General features: G+C 51.4%; 20 protein-coding genes. 6 read left to right on the top strand and 14 right to left on the bottom strand.

The genetic code is table 11. From position 1 onward, the window contains the following. Positions 1 to 76 precede the first annotated feature (76 nt). Both hemB and C7B82_RS23650 read right to left on the bottom strand, forming a co-directional pair. Positions 77 to 1,060, bottom strand: a complete 984-nt coding sequence (hemB, locus tag C7B82_RS23655) for a porphobilinogen synthase (RefSeq protein WP_106259121.1) — start codon at positions 1,058 to 1,060, stop codon at positions 77 to 79. Between the two features lie 130 nt (positions 1,061 to 1,190). Further along, positions 1,191 to 1,760, bottom strand: coding sequence for a class I SAM-dependent methyltransferase (locus tag C7B82_RS23650; RefSeq protein WP_281259036.1), 570 nt, complete (start codon positions 1,758 to 1,760; stop codon positions 1,191 to 1,193). A 178-nt stretch (positions 1,761 to 1,938) separates the two neighbouring features. Here C7B82_RS23650 and C7B82_RS23645 point away from each other — a divergent pair, with 178 nt between their 5' ends. Then, the gene (locus C7B82_RS23645) at positions 1,939 to 2,325 is read left to right on the top strand and encodes a nuclear transport factor 2 family protein (protein WP_106259118.1); all 387 of its coding nucleotides are present in this window, start codon (positions 1,939 to 1,941) and stop codon (positions 2,323 to 2,325) included. 202 nt (positions 2,326 to 2,527) lie between these two features. Here C7B82_RS23645 and rpiA read toward each other — a convergent pair whose 3' ends face one another. Beyond that, on the bottom strand, positions 2,528 to 3,241 hold the full coding sequence (gene rpiA, locus C7B82_RS23640) for a ribose-5-phosphate isomerase RpiA (RefSeq protein ID WP_106259116.1): 714 nt from the start codon (positions 3,239 to 3,241) through the stop codon (positions 2,528 to 2,530). Between the two features lie 192 nt (positions 3,242 to 3,433). Here rpiA and C7B82_RS23635 point away from each other — a divergent pair, with 192 nt between their 5' ends. Next, positions 3,434 to 4,429, top strand: a complete 996-nt coding sequence (locus C7B82_RS23635) for a tetratricopeptide repeat protein (RefSeq protein ID WP_181357633.1) — start codon at positions 3,434 to 3,436, stop codon at positions 4,427 to 4,429. A gap of 22 nt (positions 4,430 to 4,451) precedes the next feature. On the opposite strand, the gene C7B82_RS23630 is transcribed toward C7B82_RS23635, so the two are convergent. From C7B82_RS23630 to C7B82_RS23585, 10 genes are all read right to left on the bottom strand, one after another. Then, positions 4,452 to 7,097, bottom strand: a complete 2,646-nt coding sequence (locus tag C7B82_RS23630; RefSeq protein WP_106259113.1) for a single-stranded-DNA-specific exonuclease RecJ — start codon at positions 7,095 to 7,097, stop codon at positions 4,452 to 4,454. A gap of 145 nt (positions 7,098 to 7,242) precedes the next feature. After that, on the bottom strand, positions 7,243 to 9,132 hold the full coding sequence (gene kefC / locus C7B82_RS23625) for a glutathione-regulated potassium-efflux system protein KefC (protein WP_106259111.1): 1,890 nt from the start codon (positions 9,130 to 9,132) through the stop codon (positions 7,243 to 7,245). Further along, positions 9,125 to 9,760 (bottom strand): glutathione-regulated potassium-efflux system oxidoreductase KefF, encoded by a 636-nt coding sequence (gene kefF, locus C7B82_RS23620; RefSeq protein ID WP_106259110.1) that lies wholly within the window; start codon positions 9,758 to 9,760, stop codon positions 9,125 to 9,127. The genes kefC and kefF overlap by 8 nt, the downstream gene beginning before the upstream one ends. 160 nt (positions 9,761 to 9,920) lie before the next feature. Continuing rightward, the gene (locus C7B82_RS23615; RefSeq protein WP_106259109.1) at positions 9,921 to 10,823 is read right to left on the bottom strand and encodes a DMT family transporter; all 903 of its coding nucleotides are present in this window, start codon (positions 10,821 to 10,823) and stop codon (positions 9,921 to 9,923) included. 51 nt (positions 10,824 to 10,874) lie between these two features. Continuing rightward, positions 10,875 to 11,330 (bottom strand): GNAT family N-acetyltransferase, encoded by a 456-nt coding sequence (locus C7B82_RS23610; protein WP_106259108.1) that lies wholly within the window; start codon positions 11,328 to 11,330, stop codon positions 10,875 to 10,877. Positions 11,331 to 11,370: 40 nt separating this feature from the next. Continuing rightward, complete coding sequence (locus tag C7B82_RS23605; protein ID WP_106259106.1) at positions 11,371 to 12,924, bottom strand: phytoene desaturase family protein; 1,554 nt, start codon at positions 12,922 to 12,924, stop codon at positions 11,371 to 11,373. A 69-nt stretch (positions 12,925 to 12,993) separates the two neighbouring features. Next, positions 12,994 to 13,245 carry a UPF0175 family protein gene (locus tag C7B82_RS23600; protein WP_106259105.1) on the bottom strand — a complete coding sequence of 84 codons (252 nt, stop codon included), beginning with the start codon at positions 13,243 to 13,245 and terminating at the stop codon, positions 12,994 to 12,996. Between the two features lie 207 nt (positions 13,246 to 13,452). Continuing rightward, entirely contained in the window at positions 13,453 to 15,111 is a 1,659-nt protein-coding gene (locus C7B82_RS23595; protein ID WP_106259103.1) for a hypothetical protein, read from the bottom strand. 154 nt (positions 15,112 to 15,265) lie between these two features. Then, positions 15,266 to 18,019, bottom strand: coding sequence for a valine--tRNA ligase (locus tag C7B82_RS23590; protein WP_106259102.1), 2,754 nt, complete (start codon positions 18,017 to 18,019; stop codon positions 15,266 to 15,268). 17 nt (positions 18,020 to 18,036) lie between these two features. Further along, positions 18,037 to 18,333: a hypothetical protein gene (locus C7B82_RS23585; RefSeq protein WP_106259100.1), complete on the bottom strand. Its 297-nt coding sequence runs from the start codon at positions 18,331 to 18,333 to the stop codon at positions 18,037 to 18,039. Between the two features lie 89 nt (positions 18,334 to 18,422). On the opposite strand from C7B82_RS23585, the gene C7B82_RS32630 reads away from it, so the two are divergent. After that, complete coding sequence (locus C7B82_RS32630) at positions 18,423 to 18,575, top strand: hypothetical protein (protein ID WP_181357632.1); 153 nt, start codon at positions 18,423 to 18,425, stop codon at positions 18,573 to 18,575. 75 nt (positions 18,576 to 18,650) lie between these two features. On the opposite strand, the gene C7B82_RS31640 is transcribed toward C7B82_RS32630, so the two are convergent. Next, positions 18,651 to 19,592 (bottom strand): pentapeptide repeat-containing protein, encoded by a 942-nt coding sequence (locus C7B82_RS31640; protein WP_146141245.1) that lies wholly within the window; start codon positions 19,590 to 19,592, stop codon positions 18,651 to 18,653. A gap of 474 nt (positions 19,593 to 20,066) precedes the next feature. On the opposite strand from C7B82_RS31640, the gene C7B82_RS33960 reads away from it, so the two are divergent. The 3 genes from C7B82_RS33960 to C7B82_RS23565 are packed head-to-tail and all read left to right on the top strand — an operon-like array spanning position 20,067 to position 20,685. Further along, positions 20,067 to 20,288, top strand: coding sequence for a hypothetical protein (locus C7B82_RS33960; protein ID WP_245940062.1), 222 nt, complete (start codon positions 20,067 to 20,069; stop codon positions 20,286 to 20,288). Continuing rightward, positions 20,183 to 20,407, top strand: a complete 225-nt coding sequence (locus C7B82_RS35280) for a tetratricopeptide repeat protein (protein WP_422632163.1) — start codon at positions 20,183 to 20,185, stop codon at positions 20,405 to 20,407. The genes C7B82_RS33960 and C7B82_RS35280 overlap by 106 nt, the downstream gene beginning before the upstream one ends. A gap of 50 nt (positions 20,408 to 20,457) precedes the next feature. Next, the gene (locus tag C7B82_RS23565) at positions 20,458 to 20,685 is read left to right on the top strand and encodes a hypothetical protein (protein ID WP_106259097.1); all 228 of its coding nucleotides are present in this window, start codon (positions 20,458 to 20,460) and stop codon (positions 20,683 to 20,685) included. The last annotated feature ends 38 nt before the right edge of the window (positions 20,686 to 20,723 follow it).

Genomic DNA, 20,723 nt, shown 5'->3' with positions numbered 1-20,723 from the left:
GCGAAACAGACGGTCGCTCCTACGCAGTGATGAATAGGAGCGACCGAAATAATCAGCAAATTTTACTGGAAGTCGCTCAGGCTCCCAACCAACGAGCGGCATCCTTTGCGTGATAGGTCAAAATCATATCGGCACCCGCACGCTTGAAGCCCGTCAAGGTTTCCATCACCACACGCTGTTCGTCAATCCAGTCGTTGAGAGCCGCCGCTTTGACCATTGAGTATTCGCCAGAGACGTTGTAGGCGGCAACAGGTAGATTGGTTGCCTCTTTCACACGCCAGATGATATCCATGTAGGCCAGCGCAGGCTTCACCATGAGCATGTCTGCCCCTTCCGCGATATCGAGTTCGATTTCCTTGATCGCTTCGCGGGCGTTGCCAGGGTCCATCTGGTAGGTGCGTCGATCGCCAAACTGAGGGGCAGAATCGGCAGCATCGCGGAAGGGCCCATAGTAAGCCGACGCATACTTGGCAGCGTAGGACATGATCGGTGTGTCTTCAAAACCCGCTGCATCTAACCCGGCGCGAATTGCCTGCACAAAGCCATCCATCATGCCAGAAGGCGCAATAATATCCGCTCCTGCTTGTGCCTGGGAAACCGCTGTTTTCTTTAACAGTTCCAGAGTGGGGTCGTTCAGCACCCGTCCGCTCAGGTCGCCAACTTCAAGGTAGCCACAGTGGCCGTGGGACGTGTATTCGCAAAGGCAGGTGTCGGCAATGACGATGAGATCGGGAACCGCTTGCTTAACCGCAGTCGCCGCTTTTTGCACAATGCCGCAGTCATGCCATGCACCCGTTGCATCGGTGTCCTTGTCTTCAGGAATGCCAAACAAAATAATGCCGGGAATACCCAGATCGTAGACTTCCTTCGCTTCTTCGACAATTTTGTCTACTGAGAGTTGAAAGACCCCAGGCATGGAGCGCACTTCTTTCGCAAAGCCCTCTCCAGGCACTGCAAACAGCGGGTAGATGAGGTCGCTAGTCATGAGAATTGTTTCGCGTACCATCCGACGAAGCTGAGGATGGCTGCGAAGGCGACGAGGGCGCTGGTTTGGAAACATAGGAGTTGCGATGTTGAATGCTGGCCGTCTTAAAAGTCTAAAACGTTCTGCTCACGGTCGACTCACTGCTTTCGTAACGTTCTGTTGCAACGATCGCTCCCTTCACCTCTGAAAACAGACGCAAAACCGTTCACAGCGCTTTGGTTGCGATGCCTTGATAGAGGTAGCCCAACACTTTGGGCGTGTGCTCTGCGTAGAATGTCTCTAGCGTCACTGAAGCAAATTGTTGCCGCACGAGCTGCTGTATGTTGCGGTTGAGATGACAGCCATCGGCAATCACCCTTTGCAATGGTGTCAGGCGATTTTGCCAACGTTGCACCGTTGGGTCGTCGCTCAGCCCATGTTCAATGAAAAAGAAGCGCCCACCTGGTTTCAGTACCCGATGAATTTCCCGCAGGGCTTGTTCCACGTTGGCAATGCTGCACAGTGTCCACGTGCTAACCACACTGTCGAAGGTGTTGTCTGCCATCGGTAGATTTTCGCCATTGAGTACGCGGTTATCGATCGCGATCGTCGAGGCACGAATGCGCTTTTGTGCCAGTGCATTCGCTCCAGCGTTGGGATCAACGGTCGTAATTTTTTCTACGCGATTGGGATAGTAGGGCAGATTGAGTCCGGTGCCAAAGCCAATTTCCAAAACCTCGCCCTGCACGTTTGCTAGAACCTGCTGCCTGTAGTGGGTAAAAGTCTCGCTGGACATACTCCAATCCAGCAGATAGGGAAAAACTTTCTGCGCATAAAAACCCATGTCAATTTTGCTCAACTGATTGGTTTTCGGGTACGCTCTCAAAGTACTACGGATGCGATCAACACTGCATCGCCGTGTTCTTCATCTGAAGTACTTAGTTTGAGCGCTAATAGTGTCGTCCCCAATCATGATGAGTTCTGAACCTGCCGTCCTTGCCGCCAACGAAGCGTTTTACCGAGCCTTTGAGAAAAAAGACCTTGAGGCGATGACGGCTGTGTGGTCACAGGGTACAGGTAGCCTTTGCATCCATCCGGGGCGAAACGCGCTGCGTGGCTGGGATGCAGTGCGATCGTCGTGGGAAGCCATTTTTCGGCATACCAGCTATCTGGAAATCGAGACAGAAATTGTTCGGGTTGATGTGAGCGGTGATCTGGCTTATGTCGTGTTAACTGAAACAGTGCTGCAAGTAACGGGCAGACGGCAAAGCAAAGCGCAGTCAGTCGCAACGAACGTGTTTGAGCGCATGGGAGAAAAATGGTATCTCATTCACCATCATGGAAGCCCGTTGCTGGGGTAGAAGGCAGAGGGCAGAAGGCAGAAGGGATTTTGGGTGGAAGGAGCAGGGGAAGCAAGGGAGGCAGAGGAAGCCCTTCAAAACTCAAAACTCAATTAATTAACTCTCCTTACACCTATCTTCAACTCAAAACTCAAAACTCTCTAGCTTGTCGGCGCAAAGCGCTACTCAAAACTTTTAGCCTTCAGCCTTCAGCCTTTCCTACTCAAAACTCTCTCACCGATGGCTTGCCGTCCTTGACTTCGCCCACCATGATCAGGGTCGCAACGCCAACAAACAAGCCGTTTTCGAGGACACCAGGGATATTGTTAAGGGTTTTCTCCAGTTCGGCAGGGTTGTCGATGCCAGCGTCAAATTTGACGTCAATGACAAAATTCCCTTGATCAGTGATGACGGGGCCCGCTTTTTTGACGCCCATGCGGAGTTGAGGTTTGCCGCCTAGCGCCACGATCGCCTTCATTACAGGACTCATCGCCATGGGAATGACTTCTACAGGTAACAAAAAGGTCGTGCCGAGCTTATCCACTAACTTGCCACTATCGACTACGACGATGAACTGATCGGCAAAGGCATCGACAATTTTTTCTTGGGTGTGAGCCGCGCCGCCCCCTTTGATCAGGTTCTTCTGCGGATCGACTTCATCCGCGCCATCGATCGCGATATCAATGCGATCGACTTCATCCAGCGTCGTCAGAGGAATGCCGTATTCTTTCGCCAACACGATCGCTTGAAACGATGTGCTGACCCCTTTAATGTCCTTCAGGTCGCCACTTTTGAGGCGCTCACCCAGTGCCTGAATCGCGAAGGCTGTCGTTGACCCAGTGCCCAGGCCTACAATAGAACCTGACTGCACCCGTGCAGCAGCAGCTTCTCCAACCTGCTTTTTCATTAATGTTGTGGGGTCAAGTTCAGTACTCATAGCGGCGTTATTTTGGGGTGAGGAGTAAGGAGTGAGGAGTGAGGAGTGAACGGTTAAAGAAGCAGAAGCGTCACAAAACTCAGTGGGTGTCGGAGCAAAAATCTAATGCTGAAAGGCTTCGATCGAAGACAGAGCGGCTCACACCTCTCCCCTCACCTCCAAGCCAGTTTACTATCGATAGGCAATCTTCCTATGAGTTGGCATGAAGATTTTTCCGAAGCAGACTATCAAGCCTATTGGCAGCTTTCACCTGAAGCGCGTGGGCAGAGATTGGCAGCTGAGCAAACGTCTGACGCGTTGAAGGCATTGCTACTGTATCAGCAAGGGCGACAAACGTTAGACAGTGATGACATGAATACCGCGATCGCCAGCTTTGAAGAGGCCCTACTCTTGCGACCCGGTTGGCATGAGGTGTGGACAGGGCATGCGGCGGCGTTGCTGAAGGCTGGTGAAAAAGAAACCGCGATCGCCAGCTGCGATCGGGCCCTGGAACTGGAGCCAAAAGCGGCTGAGGCCTGGCGCATCAAAGGTGCAGTGCTGTATCGCCTGGGACGGTATGAAGCAGCAGCTAACAGTTGCGATCGGGCCCTGGAACTAGATCCTGACGATCATCAGGCATGGAGCACCCTTAGCGATGCCCTCAATCGTCAAGGACGTTATGACGAAGCGGTAATCAGCTATGACAAGGCGCTGGCTCTGAAACCCGATGAACCCTTCACCTGGGGCAGTCGAGGCACTGCACTACAAAAGCTAGGACGCTACGAAGAAGCCATTTCTAGCTACGACAAGCTTTTGCAGGCAGAGCCAAACCGCTACAAGCTCTGGCACCAAAGGGGGCTTGCCTTGCGAAAGTTGCATCGCGTTGAGGCAGCGATCAAAAACTTCGATGAGGCTCTGAACATTCAGCCGGACTTCTACCCTGCAACGCGCAGTAAGCTTTTCACCCTCCTGCAAACGGGGCAACTGCTTCGCTATGTCATGAGGAGCAACATGACAGAACGGGGCAGCGTGAAGCGAGATTTGCAAAATGTGGTTGATTCCCTGGTCAAAACGAAACTACCAACGCTGGTTGTGATTGGCTTGGTGGTGCTTTCTAGTACTCACAGTCGGCTAACGGCGCTGGCGATCGCGGGTATTTTCCTGCTCATTGCCGCGATCGGTGACCTCATTGCGGAATCTCAGCAATAATCCAGTCCCGCTCTTTAGCCCATCACGTCTGCTCCGAAATTCCCCGCTCTCCCGATAAATCCACTGTTTGAGCCGCGATCGCCTGTATAGTTGCCAGGGGAATTTGGTAAAAGTACTGGCGACGAAACTGCTCTTCGTTGACGGCGATCGCAAACTGCTCTACCGCTGCTGTCAGTTGGGTTTCTGTTTGGTGAGATGCTTGCTCCTGCCAGGTCATTTGAAACGCGTTGTCGGCGTAACGAAGGGTAAAGCCGAGGTACTCCAGCGTTTGAAAGCCTAATTTGAGGGGGCGATCGCCAATACCTAGTTTGTCTAATAGTTGCGTGCGAGTAGCAGTCTGCCCTGTGCGGCTGAGATATTTTGCAATGCCAACCAACTGTTGCCAGATCTCCTGTGGTGCTTGATGGGGTGGCATAGGGTAGGCGATTGCCAGCGATCGTTGCTCCTGCATCGCACGGCGAAACCATACCTGTAAGTCAGTCCAGCTTGTAGGACATTGGTGGAGGATGAGGAGCGAGGAGGGGGGAGGAGACCCAGAGGGGGCGAGAGACGCAGGGGAAGCAGTAAGAGCGTTTTTTGTATCTTTGCTGCGCTTCAGTTGCCCCACTACTTCCCCCACTACAGATGAGACATCTTGTAACCCTCGCCAATCGAGAATCCATGTTTCCTTGGTAGGGTTGGATGTAGTCTGCGTTGTATTCTCACAGGGACGAACAGCGATGAGGCGAATTTCATATCGTTTTTTGTAGGCATTGAAATCTAACTCGCCGATCGCATCACATCTGCCTTTGGGCACCTCGTCTTGATAGTGCTCCCACCAAAGTCCTGGAAAGCCTGACTCGGCTGAATCATCCCAAAGCTCAAATTCAGTTTTGATATAGCGGACTTTGCCACCCTTCCAGTCCTTGATGTTCTGATTCCGCACCTGCTCAAACCAGCAATTTTGAAGGAACAGCCTGGGTGGTGGGTTGCCCATGCCGCAAGGCTCCAGCAGTTTTAAAGCTTGAAACAGCTCTTTCCCCAGGGCAGCGACTGTCACCGTTAAATCTGCTTTTACGGCTGGACGCGCCAAGTCACCAAGTTGCAGTGCCTGCTGATTCACCGCTGCGGTAAAGAGGGGAATGTTTTCTACAGACAAACTCAAGCCTGCTGCGTAAGGATGCCCACCAAACCGATGCAGCAAATGCGCCTGATCTTTCACTAGTTGGTAAAGGTCGATATTGTTGACCGAGCGAGCCGAGCCACGGGCGAGAGGGGAGCGAGGGGAGGAGAGGGAGGCAGGGGAAACAGGGGAAGTAAGGGGGGCAGGAGGGGCAAGGGAAGCAGGGGAAGCGAAGGAAGTAAGGGAAGTAAGAGGGGCAGGGGAGGTGTTGAGTGTTAAGTGTTGGGTGGTGGATTCTAAGTGTTGTTCCTGACCGCTGACCGCTGACCGCTGACCGCTGACCACGAACCGCTGACCACTGACTGCTAACTCCGTATTCAGCAAAATCGTCGGTCGCCCATACTCCTGCGCAATTTGTCCAGCAACCAGACCTAAAACGCCAATTTGCCATTGCTCATCGGCAAGTACGATAACGCTGGTGGTGGACAGGTCGAGTTGGGTCAGTCGGGCTGTGACTTGCTGAGCGACATCTTTTTGCAGGGCTTTACGGCGTGTGTTTGCCAGTTCCGTGGCTTCTGCCAGGTGATTGCAGAGGGTGACATCCTGACTGGTCAGCAGTTCGACGCAAAAGTGGGCGTCGCCTTGAATGCGGCTGACGGCGTTGATCCGGGGACCCAGACCAAAGGAAATATCGGTGGGCCGATCGCCGCTGCGTTTACACAATGCCAGCAGCCTGGAAAGCCCTGGTCGTGTAGCTGTTGCTGGATCGGACTGCTTTTGCAGTTGTTCAATGCCACGCTGTGCCAGATAGCGACAGTCTCCTTTAAGTTCGACCAGATCCGCAATGAGCCCGATCGCCACCAAATCGAGCAAGGTCTCCAACGGCTTCTGTGGCACTTCTGGCAGCGTTTCGTATAGTGCCTCGACGAGCTTGTAAGCAACCGCTACACCAGAGAGGGTTGCTAAGGGATGGTCAACAGGCAGCGTACGGGGATTAATGATGGCAGTCACTGGGGGACGAGCTTCTAAGAGCGTGTGGTGATCGGTCACAATCACATCAATACCCAGGCTGCGAGCAAACTCGATTTCAGTCAGGTTGGTGCTGCCCGTATCGCAAGTCACGATTAAACGACAGTCTTTGGCATGAAGCGCTTCGATCCCTTGCTGAGAGAGCCCATGCGATTCAGTCAAGCGATTGGGAATGTAGTAGAACAGTGTTTGCTGCGGTACAAAGAATTGCCCCAGCCCATCCCATAGGACTGCGGTTGCCGTCACACCATCGGCATCAAAATCACCCCAAATGGCGATCGGCTCCTGACGGGTACGTGCCTGCTGCAAACGCTCCATACCCCACTGCATTTCCTGCCCAAACGCAAAGGGACTGGTCGGTTGATAACAGTCAGCCTTGAGAAAGCCTGCCAATGTCTCCAAATCCTGGATGCCGCGTTGCCACAGAAGCTGAGCGACATAGTGCCCCGATCCATTGGGCGCATACTCGCTTACCGCCTGCACAAACCACTCTGGCAGGGGGACGATCGGTTGAATTTGCCATGAAACGACTGACATGAGGGGTTAAGGGGGAAAGAGAGTTTTGAGTTAGTTTTCTCCGGCCTTCTGACTTCTGACTCTTTCTAACAACCAACAACTAACAACCAACAACTAACAACTAACAACCAACTAACAACCAACCAACAACTGTTCAACTCAACCCTCACGTTTCTTTTCTCAGTGCCGATGTATCCCATGCACGATCGACATCATGGACTATTTCCCGATCGTCGGACTGCAACACGCGTTCAAGGTCTTGTCTAAGTTGCTGCGATCGCGCAAACCTCACGGTATCGTCCTCTAAGTTTGCCATTTCCCAAAGAGCCTGCTCATCATGCTCTCTAAAGATGCGGGCAGAACGATGAGCCTTGTAGGAACGAGTACCCAGGAGTTTGAGGGCTTCTTCCCCCATGACCAAAGCGGAATCGAAGGTTTCGCGCTGTACGGCATCTACGCCGCGTTGAATGAATTCGTAAGCATGACGACGATCGATGGCACGCGCCAAAATTTTGAGGTGGGGGAAATGCTTCTGTACGAGTTCAACGATGTAAAGCGATCGCTCACGATCGTCGATCGCAACGACAAAGAGTCGTGCCTGTCGTGCGCCAGCGGCATGGAGTAAATCAATGCGGGAGGCATCACCATAGAACACTTTGAAGCCAAAGCGTCGGAGCAGCTCAATTTGAGTGGGACTGTGATCCAGAACCGTGGCACTAAAGCCATTCGCAATCAGCAGCCGACCGACAATTTGCCCAAAGCGACCAAAGCCCGCGATGATGACGGGGTTCTCGTTATCGTCGATGTCGTCGGCTTCTTCTTCGATTTCGGCAGCAACAAAACGGGGCTGAATCAGCCTGTCATTGATGATCATAATGAGCGGCGTGAGTGCCATTGAGAGCGCTACAGCAACTACCAACGGACCGGCTACATCGGCTGTGAGCACCTTGTTTTGCGTTGCGAAGGAAAACAGCACAAAGCCAAACTCGCCGCCTTGCGCCAGCGCACAGCCAAACAGCAAACTTTGGCTTAACTCTAGCCGAAAGAAGCGTCCCAGACCGACTAACACGGCAAATTTGACGATCGCCAACGCCAGCACTAAACCCAAAATCAACAACGGCTGTTGCAGCAGCAGACTAAAGTTAATGCTAGCTCCCACCGAGATGAAGAACAGCCCCAGCAGCAGCCCTTTGAACGGTTCGATATCGCTTTCCAGTTCGTGACGATACTCGTTTTCTGCCAACACGACTCCTGCCACAAAGGTACCCAGTGCCGGAGACAACCCCACTTTCTGCATCGCCAGCGCAATGCCAACGACGAGGAGCAGCGCCATGGCTGTAAAAATCTCCCGCTGTTGCGTTTTGGCGATGATGCGAAAGATGGGGCGAGTCAGAAACTGTCCCCCTAAAATAATGCCGCCGACAGTGCCGATGACCAGCAATGCTTGTTGCCACGCTGGTAACGCGGCGCTATGGGCTTCTGATTCTGCCACTACAAAAATGAGGTCACTGCTTGCCATGGCTGAGGCGATCGGCAGCGCCAGCAGCGGCAAGAACGCCAAAATGGGGATTACCGCAATATCTTGAAACAGCAGCACAGAGAAGGCAGACTGTCCGGCTTGCGTTTTGGTTAGCCCTTTTTCGTTAAGGGTTTGCAGGACGATCGCGGTTGACGACTGCGCCAGGATCAAGCCGACTGCCAGCGCTGTTTGCCAGGGTAATCCCGCGATCGTCCCGATCGCCGCAATCACCAATGCCGTGACTAATACCTGCAAACCACCTAAGCCCAGAATGGGGACGCGCAATCGCCACAGCAACGAGGGTTGCAGCTCCAGGCCAACCAGAAACAGCATCATGACCACGCCAAACTCAGCGAAGTGCATGACATCGCTACCCTCACCACCGCCGACTAACTTTAAAGCGAAGGGACCAATAATAACGCCTGCAATGAGATAGCCCAGTACGGAACCGAGTCCTAAGCGTTTGGCGATCGGCACCGAGGCGACTGCCGCTAGCAGATACACAAACGCCTGCAAAAATAAGTCTTCGTTATGCATGGTGCGGCACCTCTGGCGTTTTAAGCAGATATCCGAGCGCTTGGTTCAGGTGTTTCATTTGTCGTAACTGTTCCGAATCAAGCCGATTGTCGCGCAAAGCCGTAATGACAGCGCGGTAGTCTGCTGCATGTTTCTCAATCTGGTGGCGTTCTTGCAGTTGATGCGTGCCCTGCACCACAAAGGGCGGTAGATACTCCATGCCGCAGAGACGCGCCGTTTGCTCAAACGGTACCAACAATTCGCGGATGGTGAAGCGGTTATAGCCTTCCTGGCAATACGCCTGCTGATCGCCCCCAGTGGTAATAGCGGTGAGAAACTTTTTGCCTTGCAACGCTGTACCGCCCTGTCCATAAGCAAAGCCATGCTCCAGCACCAAATCTTGCCACTCCTTCAGCATCGCTGGACTGCTGTACCAGTAAAACGGATGGTGGAAAACAATAATGTCATGTGCCAGGAGCAAGTCCTGTTCTGCCTTCACGTTGATGTGAAAATCAGGATACTCTTCATACAGGTCGTGGATCAGAACAGCATCTAACCCCTGCACTGCCTGGATTAACTGTCGATTGATCCGTGACTTTTCCAGGGCAGGATGGGCAAACAAAATCAAGATCTGGTTGGGGTTGTCCATGATGGCATCGGCGTAATCAGGTGACTGAATCGTTGCGAAGAAAGATCCCAGGCGGTGTAGCCTGTTGCAGTTGACTGTGAGTGAACGATGCTGGAGCTTTTTGTAGTGCGTTCATCCTACGATTATTCATTCCTTTTCTGCTGGTCGTCACAGAGAAACGTTAACTGAACAAGAGCCAGATGCCGATGATCGCAACAAGCACCCCTACAATGGCTCGCAGGCTGACCTTCTCACCCAGTGCGATCGCCAGCGGGATGACGAAGAGCGGACTGGTCGCACTGAGCGCTTGAGCAATGCCTGCTGCCGTATATTTCAGCGAAATCTGCTGAAGCCAGATGGCAAGATAGGTACTGGCGAAGGCAGTCACAGTCAGCAGGAGTAGGAAGCGCGGCGATCGCAACGGCTTCAGGTCTTGGACGGTGCGTCGCTGTAGCAGTAGCCAAATCACCAGCACCAAACCTCCCGCCACTAAACGAATCAAGGAACTCCACAGCGGGTCTATGGTAGTGCCAGCCAGCGCTGCTCTGGAAAGTACAGCACCACTTGCCTGTCCCAATGCTGCCAGCAACCCAAAAGCTGTCCCCCTCCACCGATGGCTTTGGGGCTGCAATGTGCCCTGCGTTCGTTCAATGATGACCCAGGTGACACCGACGATCGTCAGCGCAATGCCAGCCCAGGCTCCCACGGCAAGGCGTTCCTGCAAGAACACCAATGCCATGACAGCCGCCAACGGTGGCGCAACCGATTCCAGCACCAACGCTCGTCTTGCGCCCAGGCAGTTAAGCGCCTCGAAATAAGCGGTGTCGCCAAACCCAATGCCAACCACTCCGCTCAGGAAGAGAAGCCCAACGGCGGTGAGGCTGATCTGAGGCAGTAGCCCGCCTTTGAGCAACAGTGTGAGGATCAGGAGCACGATCGCAATCAGCCCCTTGACGAAATTCAGCACCAGCGGCGATAGCTGTCGACCAATCCCGATATAGATGACAGAGGCGATCGCCCAAATCAACGCTGCACTCAGTGCTGCCACTTCACCACGAAAATCGATGAGAAATGATAAAGCCACTATGTTCTGTTTGAGTCCACTGATTACAAATGCTCCTCAGCCACCAATGGATTACAAACGATCCTCATACATAAGAGAGTCTGAAGGCAGCATCCCTAGCTTCTCGTAAACCGCTTGTGCTTTTACGTTGCCTTGATACACATAGAGACGTAGCCCACACGCGTTCGACCGAGTCGCCTGGTCTTTCAAATATTGATAGAGCGCACGGAAGATGCCTTGCTGACGGTGGTTTGGTTCTACATAAACGTCTTGCAGCCACCAAAACCAGGCATTGCTGAAATCGCTCCATTCAAAGGTCACCAGGACGGCTGCAACCACTTGATCGTCCATCTCAGCAACGGTATAAAAGCCACGATAGCTATCCTTCAACACCGCTTGAACGCCCTTCTGAAGCGTTGTGGGATCAAGCTCTTTACCTCTCGCCTCTTGGACTAAGGACACATTAAAACGGACGATCGTTGCCAGGTCTTCGGGTTTTGCTCTACGAATCATTAGAGGTACTGTCATGGCTAATCAGGTAGGGTGGCACTGTTCATACTCACGTTGCTCACGCTTCACGCCTCACCAACTCCAATTGTTTCAGCAACGCCTCCGTCTGCTGTGGCTTTACTAAACTGTTCGCGCATAGAATGCCAGATGCAGCAACCGCAGGGACACCAATCCCAGGCGTGGTGCTGTCTCCAACACGATACAAATTTGCAATAGGGGTTTGGGTGCTAGGAAACATGCCTTGCCCAGCGGCGATCGCGGGTCCATATGTCCCCAAATGACGACGCAGGTAGCGGGCATGAGTGAGTGGTGTGCCGATGAGTTCTAAAACGATGCGCGATCGTAGATCGGGAATGACTTTTTCTAACGCCCGAAACAATGGTTCTGCGCGTTCTTGCTTCCGTTCCGCATAGTTACTGTCTCGTTGCCACCCAGCATGGGATTCCAGCGTATAGGCATGGATTACATGGTGTCCCGGTGGTGCGAGACTGGCATCCCACACAGAAGGAATAGAAATCATGCAGGTATTGCCCGGAACGGTGATGTCCTGTTTGGCATCGTGGAGAACGACATGATGCCCGGTGAGGTGCTCCATGTCATCCGATCGAATGCCCAGATGCAGATGCATGAAGCTATCTACAGCGGGTGTTTCCAATGCATTTTGACGATAGCTGGCTGGTAAGTCTTCTGGTTTTAGCAGGTGACTATAGGTGTCCCAGATGGTCGCGTTGGAGAGGACGATCGCTGCCTTCAAAATCTCGTCATTCCGCAAGCGCACACCCACCGCTTTGCCAGATTCCACGAGAATTTGCTCCACGTGAGCACCTAACCGCAGCGTGCCGCCCCATTTCTGCAAGCCTCGTACCAACGCCTGCACGATCGCGCCACTGCCGCCGATGGGATAGTCGATGACCGATCGCGTCCGTTCGCCAAACATGAAGGCAACTTCGGGTGCGATCGTCCCTTCAGCTTTTAGGCCAGAGAGCAAAAAGCATTCTAGATCAATCAAGCGCCGTAACCAGGGGTCGTGCAGGTCGCGCATCAAGTCAGCAACTGAACTTTGGACGGCACCCAGTTGGGGTAGAAGTTTGAACAAGGCAGGCAGATAGCGACTCAACAGCACAGGCACCAGCTTAAGGTCTGCCCGTAGCGCCAGAGTGGGAATGCCTCGCAGTGCGTCGTACAAATCCAGCAGTCGTTTCTCTAACCGAGCCAGTTCTTCTGCACCTTGAGGCGTGATTTGCGCGATCGCCGCTCGATAGCGATCGGCATTGCCATAAACCGGGAAGGTGCCTTCGGGAAAGTGGTAGTGCCCCATCGGGTCATAGGCGATCGCGAGGACTGTTTCACCCAACACATCCAACACCTGTCGCAATGGATTTAGCGAATGGCGATCGCTCAGCCCACAGTAAAATGAGGGGCCCGAATCAAACTCAAATCCCTGCCGCGAAAAGCTGTGAGCCGCTCCACCTGGAATGGTGTGGCTCTCACAAATCAGAACTTGTTTGCCATAACGAGCCAGCAACGCGCCTGCAACCAAGCCACCAATGCCGCTGCCAATGACGATGACATCGAAATGATGATTACCCCAATGTTGTGCTGCTTGCCCCATACCTGCATCATTGCCCTAGAAACGCGCCTCTGGCATTGTAACGACCTGTACGATGAAATTGGGGGAGGTCTAACTACGGGCATAGCTAAAGTCATCATCTAATTCTGCAAGACCGTAATGTTGCATGACTCCACGAAGTGAAAGCAACTGCCCAAATTCGTATTTGTCCATCTCGGCTAGCTCGCGGGTTTTGCCAAAGGAGAGGATATCTTGCATGTAAAGCGCGATCGCTAATTCTCGACGCAATTCCTGCTCGATGCGCTGTTCCGGTAGGCGAAGCGCTTGCACAATGGAGTCAGAGATTGAGATTTTCAGCCCCATCTTTACTTAAACTCGTAACAATACCGACTGTTAATATCACAATGGCAATTCGTAGTTTACTCCCGTAGGACGTTACATGCACTACCGAAGATTGTCGGCATAACGACCTCGATCAGCGGTGGCAGTTAAACTTGCACTCAGACTGACGGTGTTCGAGGATCCGCTGCATTGGGATTTTTATACAGTGTATCTACTTGGTTCGTTATGTTACCTCTTTTTTTTAGATTGTTGAAAGAGTAAGCCAACCGGGGATGTTTTTATCGTTTTTGCTTCTTTTTGAATCTCCTGAAATTTGTTAGGCAATTCCTTCAATTTAGGTACATCCAGCAATTGATCAGCAGCAAATGCTAGTACACCAAAGGTTGGCGCACCGCTAAGAGCCGCTGCAACCTCAATAGTTCCAATTGCGATCCAACTCCCCACATCAACACCTGCAAACTTCCAAGTTTTATTACGAAGCTTTGTCATGTTTTGCTGGTGCTGCTCAAAAGCGCCACGAATGTTATCAACTACCTGATCAGTTGTCTGAAAGAAATTTGCTGGATCAGATGCTGAAATATCAGATACTCCTCTGCTTAAAATTTCTCGGAGTTCTTCAGTGGCACCCTGTTGTCTCATTTCAACTAAAGCTTCTGGTGGGATATTGCCAAGCCATTGCATCTCACCTCTAGCAGCAGATTGAAGCCCTCGCACAACGTGTAGGGGAGTTAAGTCAGTGCTTGATAAACGATCTGCATCGTATTCAAGTTTCCAATTGAGATATCTCCAAGACGTTTCAGCATCTATGAGTGGGGTTCCTCTAAGTTCTAGGCTCCGCCTCAATAAATCGTTGGCTTGCGACATCCGACCAATGAAATTCGGAAGAATAATATCACCCGCACGTTGTGGATTAAAGACTCTGCCCTCTCCTTGCATATACTCGTGAATCTGCTCATCTAGACTTTGTGAGGCTTCGGTATCAAAAAGAAGAAGATCAGGATTGGCAAGTGCAGCAACAAGATCACTAGGTTGCTCAAACTGTTTTGCATAATCTTGTAGCTCGTCAATTGACTCAAAGTTTCTTCCAAACATTGCAGAAACGTGCTTTAAACAATCACCCTCTGCCATAGAGTGAATAAACTCTGAATAACCTTCCTCTAAATCAAGCTTGTCAGGAACGATTGCAATGATTGGTGTATCAACTTCTGCAAGTGCTAAAGAGCGATAACGTAATATTTGTAAACCAAAGCGAAGCACTTCATATACTAACCTTTTAGGTTCCCAGTGAGGCGCTAACCGTGATATTCGCAGTAGAGGATCAGGAAGAATAATTGTATCAACGTATAGACCGCAGCTAGAGGCAATACTATGCCCTCCAGCAGGAAAGAGAGAGCCTCCATAAATTGCTTTAATTCCATTTTGATCCTCGCTGTGCATCCAAGCAGGATCGGCTATGTTTTTCCAAAACTCCTGAATTTTTTCAAGAAACTCAGGAAGATTTTGAGCAACTTCCTGTACCCGATTAGCATCTTGTACATAGGCTCCAGCAATTTGATGAGGTTCAGCATTACGCTCTTGCATAACCTGAAATAGTTCACCAAATTGATGATCTATTGCCCTGAAAAAGGCTTCTTGTACTTGTTGTAGCGAAATAGCCTCTTTCCACTCTTCCCGATCTTGAAAGTGAGCCATCATAAGAGCCATAGCCCGCACCGTCCCATCTACGGTATTCGGATCTACTAGCCCATCTGGTGCAAGGCGTACCCTTTCTAAACGTTCCAGAACATTATCGGCAAGGTGTTCTGCAAGGTGAATTTTGCCTGACTGAGCCTTGTCTCGAAGAATCATAATTCGCCGATGAAGTTCTTCTCTATCAGTATCAGACATAGCTAGAGGGTCCCTTAGCTCTACATATAGACGATTTTAATCAATTTACTTGGGGGTTGACCTAAACACAGTGTGACTATCGTTGAAGTCTGAATATTGCGCTCTAACAGGAAATCTTCAAATACTGTCTTGAGCAGGGAACGAAGCTGGATAACTAAAGCTTGCCAAGCCGATCGCGCAAAATCTCTGCCTGTTTCTCAGCTTCTGCCAGCGTTGCCCGTGCGCCTTCCACGACATCCGCTGGCGCTTTGTTGACAAACCCCGGATTACCAAGCCGACCGGATAATGCTTGGACTTCAGCCTCAATCCGTTTAAGATCGCGTTCGATCTTGGTACGTTGTGCCTCAAGGTCAACCACACCTGCCAGCGGAATGACGACCTGCACGGTGCCGACGACACCCGCGATCGCCTGTGACGCGTCCGTGTCTACCTGCGTTGCATCATTGATGGTTGTAATCGTCAGCGTCTCCACTTTTGCCAGTTCTTTGATGTATGCCTGTCCCGCCGTGAGGATTTGCTGTTCGCGATCGCTCTCGGTTTGCAGAATGGCAGTCACTTTCACCGCTGGCTTGATTTCCGCTTCTGCGCGCAAATTGCGAATCGTGCGAATGGTGCCGATGAGCAACTCAAATTGCTGCTCCAGTTCGATGTCGATCAGGCTGGAATCCTTTTCTGGGTAGGGTTGCAGCGCCAGATAGCGATCGTCGCCTGCTTGCGTCAACGTATGCCAGATCTCTTCGGTAATGTGCGGCGTGAAAGGATGCAGCAGTTTGAGAATGCCTTCCAGGACGAAGACTAGAACCTGTTGGACGGTCTGTTTTGACTCGGCAGCTTCGCCCTGTAACCGAGGTTTGACCAATTCGATATACCAATCGCAGAAGTCGCCCCAGATGAATTCATAGAGTCCCTTCGCGGCTTCTCCCAAACCGAAATTGTCGATCGCGTCACGGGTTTGCTGCGTGACTTGATGGAAGCGGGAGAGAATCCAGCGATCGGCGAGTTCGAGGGAATTGTGACTAGGAAGCTGATTCTCCCCACTCCCTACTCCCCACTCCCCACTCCCCAAATTCATCAGCACGAAGCGGGAGGCGTTCCACAGCTTGTTGGTGAAGTTGCGGGAGGCTTCGACGGTGGCGGATTCGTCGGTTTTACGGTTGTATTCCAGGCGAATATCCTGTCCTGCGCCTGCGACTTCGCGGATCAGCGTGTAACGCAAGGCATCGGTGCCGTATTTGTTGATGAGCAACAGCGGGTCGATGCCGTTATTGGATGATTTGGACATCTTTTTGTTGTTTTCGTCCCGCACCAAACCGTGAATGTAAACGGTCTGGAAGGGCATCTGTCCGGTGAAGTGCCCTGCCATCATGGTCATCCGGGCAACCCAGAAGAAGATGATGTCGAAACCCGTCACCAGGGTCGTAGTGGGATAGTACCGCGCCAGATCGGCCGTTTGTTCAGGCCAACCGAGCGTGGAGAAGGGCCACAAGCCGGATGAGAACCAGGTGTCGAGCACATCCGGATCTTGCACCAACTGTACGTCTGCACCAAATTGGGCGATCGCCTTCTCTTTTGCTTCTGCTTCATTGCGTGCGACGACAAAGGGCGTGTTGTCTCTGATTTCGCCGCCCGTTTCATTGACTGCATACCAGGCAGGAATTTGATGCCCCCACCAGAGTTGGCGTGAGATGCACCAGTCGCGCAGGCTCACCAGCCAATCGCGGTACACTTTCGTCCAGCGATCGGGGATGAAAGCAGGCGACTGCTGCTGATCCAGAAACGCCAGCGTCTGGTCTGCCATCGGTCGAATTTTGACGAACCACTGGGTTGAGAGCAACGGCTCGACGGGCACTTTGCCGCGATCGCTGTAGGGCACCGTATGCTTGTAGTCCTCGATCTTGACCAGAAAGCCCTCTGCGTCTAACTGCGCGACCACATTTTTCCGCGCCACAAAGCGATCCTGTCCCTGAAACACGCCTGCATTCTCGTTCAGAGAACCGTCCTTGTTCATAATGTTGATAAAGGGCAGATTGTGGCGTTTGCCCATCTCAAAGTCGTTGGGGTCGTGGGCAGGCGTGACTTTGACGCAGCCCGTCCCAAAGGTGGAATCGACATACTCATCGGCAATGATGGGGATTTGCCGACCCACCAAAGGTAACGTCAGCGTTTTGCCAACGAAAGACTGGTAGCGATCGTCATTGGGGTTCACTGCAACAGCCGTATCGCCCAGCATCGTTTCGGGTCGCGTCGTTGCGACTTCCACAAAGCCAGACCCATCGGTAAGTGGATAGCGAAAGTGCCACAGGTGCCCGTTCACTTCCTGGTTCTCGACTTCCAGATCGGACACGGCGGATTGCGTCGCAGGGCACCAGTTGACAAGGTATTTACCGCGATAGATCAACTTTTCATCGTAGAGTTTGATAAAGGCTTCCAGCACCGCATCGGACAAGCCCTCATCCAGCGTGAACCGCTCCCGCGACCAGTCTACAGACAGCCCCAAACGGCGCAATTGACCGACGATCGTGCCACCCGATTCTTCTTTCCACTCCCAGGCACGTTCCAGATACGCTTCTCGTCCCACATCCTGACGCTTCTTGCGCTGCGCCTTGAGTTCCTTATCCAGAATGGTGCTGACGGCAATGCTGGCGTGATCGGTGCCTGGTAGCCAGAGGGTGTTGCGCCCCAGCATCCGGTGATAGCGAACGAGCACATCAATTAAGGAGTGCTCAAACGCATGACCCATGTGCAAACTGCCCGTCACGTTGGGCGGCGGAATGACGATGCAGTAGGGTTCGCCGGGATTGTTGGGGTCAGCTTTGAAGACCGCATTGGCTTCCCATAATTGCTGCCACTTGGCTTCGGCGGTTGCAGGGTCGTATTGGCTGGGCAGATTGGGGGTTGCGGCGGTCATGGGAGAAGCGTGTGTACTTAACTTTGATACATTCTGCCACGATGCGCGGTTGGGATGCGAATGGAATGGGGTGTCGAGCTAACAAAAGCAATGTCAGTCCATGCGGAGGAATTGTGATGCCATACAAACGCAATGTGACCCAGCGCCATTCGATTGCGAGGCGATACATTGCCAATGTGACCTATCACAACAGCATTGTGGGGCATGACAAACGGATTGTGACTCGACACAATGCCAATGTGAGGCGATACAAAAGGATTGTGATCGATCGCAATAGCAATGTGAGGCGATACAAAAGGATTGTATGCCCCCATGCCCCAATTGCCACGATTGGACTACCGTACAAGATTGAATCGTATACTGCGGCAAGAAGCCCAATTTCTGCGGTTGAAGGAAAGCGGCAATGAGTGACGACAACAAAACCAACGTTAACTTGGGAGCCTATCTGACCAAGTTCAGCGCTCCCATTGCAGGCATTATTGCCTTCATCACCAGCCTCAACGGGTTCCTCAAGCTCTTTGCCGACAAAGATGTCGGACTACTTAGGGCTTGTTAAAAAATAATCTCATGGTGGTGCCTTACGCTGGCGCTAAAAGCACCCTACGGTACGATCAACCAGTGAAGTTTTTAGTTACTGGGGCGGTTGAAATCCTTTTGGCAGAATCGCCCCTGATAAATCTGCATTTGTTAGATCGGTCTTAGATAAATCGACATTGCTCAAATCAGCACCACGCAAATTGGCGCTCTTCAAGTTAGCACCTTCTAGATTAGCGCCCTGCAAGTTAGCACCCTGCAAGTTTACATAGGATCCATTAAAACCACGCAGATCTGCACCACTAAGATTCGCACCGTTCATGGCACTATTAGCACTGACTCCTCTAAGGTTTGCACCGCGCAAGTCAACATCTGACAAGATTATGCCACGCATATCTATCCCCACCAGATAACATTTGGGGCATCGTTTAGTTTTCTTTAAAGTTTCAAAATTCTTCGTTGTATTGTCTGGGTCAGATGAGCCAATCGGTTGGTTGGAAGAAGTAGAGGTGGAATCAGGTTGATTTAGAGTTGTAATAGGTGTAGAAGAGTTCGGTAGAGTTGGAGTTGCAGTAGTTGTTGGCAAGTTTCCTGGTGACAAAGGCGTTATTTCTGGCTGGCCAGATTGTTTCAACCGAACCGTTCGGGTTATGCTTTGGTCGTTTTGCAAGTCAACGGTGAACTCTTGAGTGGGATACCCTTTCTTACTCAAAATTAGCTTTACATCACCTTTGCTAGGAACTTTAACTCTAGCAAAACCATTGTTATCGGTATATTGAACCTCCGGTGCTCCTTGAGAAATGTATTTGATTTCTACCCCTGGCAAAGTCTCGCCTGTTTCCGCTTGGGTAATAAACTGAATTTCTTGTTGCTGTACTGTACATGAATCTGATTTCAACCCAACAAAACATCTGACCTCTGGGACTGTGAAACTAGATCCTATTCCAGCAATCGCAATCAGTGTGCTTATAACCAAGCCCTTTTTAGTATAGTCAGGCTTTTTTTTGGGATTTTCTTGAGGTTTAACAGGTTGGCTCATGGATTTACTAGCAAATTCACAGATTAGTTTTTTGCGTTGGCAGATAATTTTTTAATAGCCCATTAGGCGTAGCCTAATTCTCAATCTAGAAAAATCTAGAAAAATTTAGGAAAACTTTAAGCTTTCTTTTCAACTTTGACGATCGCCGCCACCTTCTAATTTTTGCCCTTAATCCCGGATTTTTCACCACGTTTTTCACAATAGGGTCATAAGGCCTGCCCTCCAGAGCTTTTGGCCCTTACCCTGAAAAACAGTCTGTCACTTTGCTTGATCAGCCAGAAGCTTCTTCAATACTGGGTTCAATGCTATTTTCGCTGAGTCTTGTGAGAAATCCGGATTAATATCGAGCCCGAACCGCCGATCGCAATTGCTCGATCTCGTCACCTAGTAATGGCTTGGCAACTTTTCCAGCTCCCGATTTGACAAACTCATCAAAGGTGAACGATGAAGCCGTGATTTCCCTGGTAGTTCGCAATGGAAAAACCCCGTATCGACACAGCGTTGATCGATACGGGGTTCACGGGCTTTCTGAGTTTGCCAGCAAGCATCATTACTGAACTCAACCTACCCTGGACTACCGCGATCGAGGCATTGCTTACAGCGACAAACAGGACTACGACAAAGCCACTACTGACCACACTCAAGCGCTCAAGCTCAAACCAGACTATGCAGAGTCTCACCTGTGGCGAGGCGTGATTTACAGTCAACGGGGCGAGAAGCAGAAGGCAGTAGATGACCTGAAAGCAGCGCTCAAGGGATTGGATGATCCGAAGCTCAAGCAACGGGCTGAGGAGGAGTTGAGGAAGTTGAAGTAGGGAGTCGGGAGTAGGGAGTAAAATGGGTTTACATCCGTTGGAGCATCGGTATGGTTCCCGTAGAATTTCAGGCAACGATCGAGAATGGGGTGATTGTTGTTCCTGACGAGTACAAGCAAGACTTGAGCGAGGGCAGCAGCGTCAAAGTGACTGTGGTTAAGCAGCCTAAGAAACGAATTTCAGAAACCGAGATTCTTGCAGAACTCATGCGTAATCCCATTTCAGTACCGGGTGTACGCTCGATCACCCGCGAGGAAATGCACGATCGGCATCTATGACCGAATCACCTTGTTTTATTGACTCGAATGTTTGGCTC

The sequence above is a fragment of the Stenomitos frigidus ULC18 genome, from assembly GCF_003003795.1.
Classification (GTDB): Bacteria; Cyanobacteriota; Cyanobacteriia; order Leptolyngbyales; family Leptolyngbyaceae; genus Stenomitos; species Stenomitos frigidus_A.
Note: the sequence above shows the minus strand (reverse complement) of the source record. Positions and strands in the feature narration are given on the sequence as shown.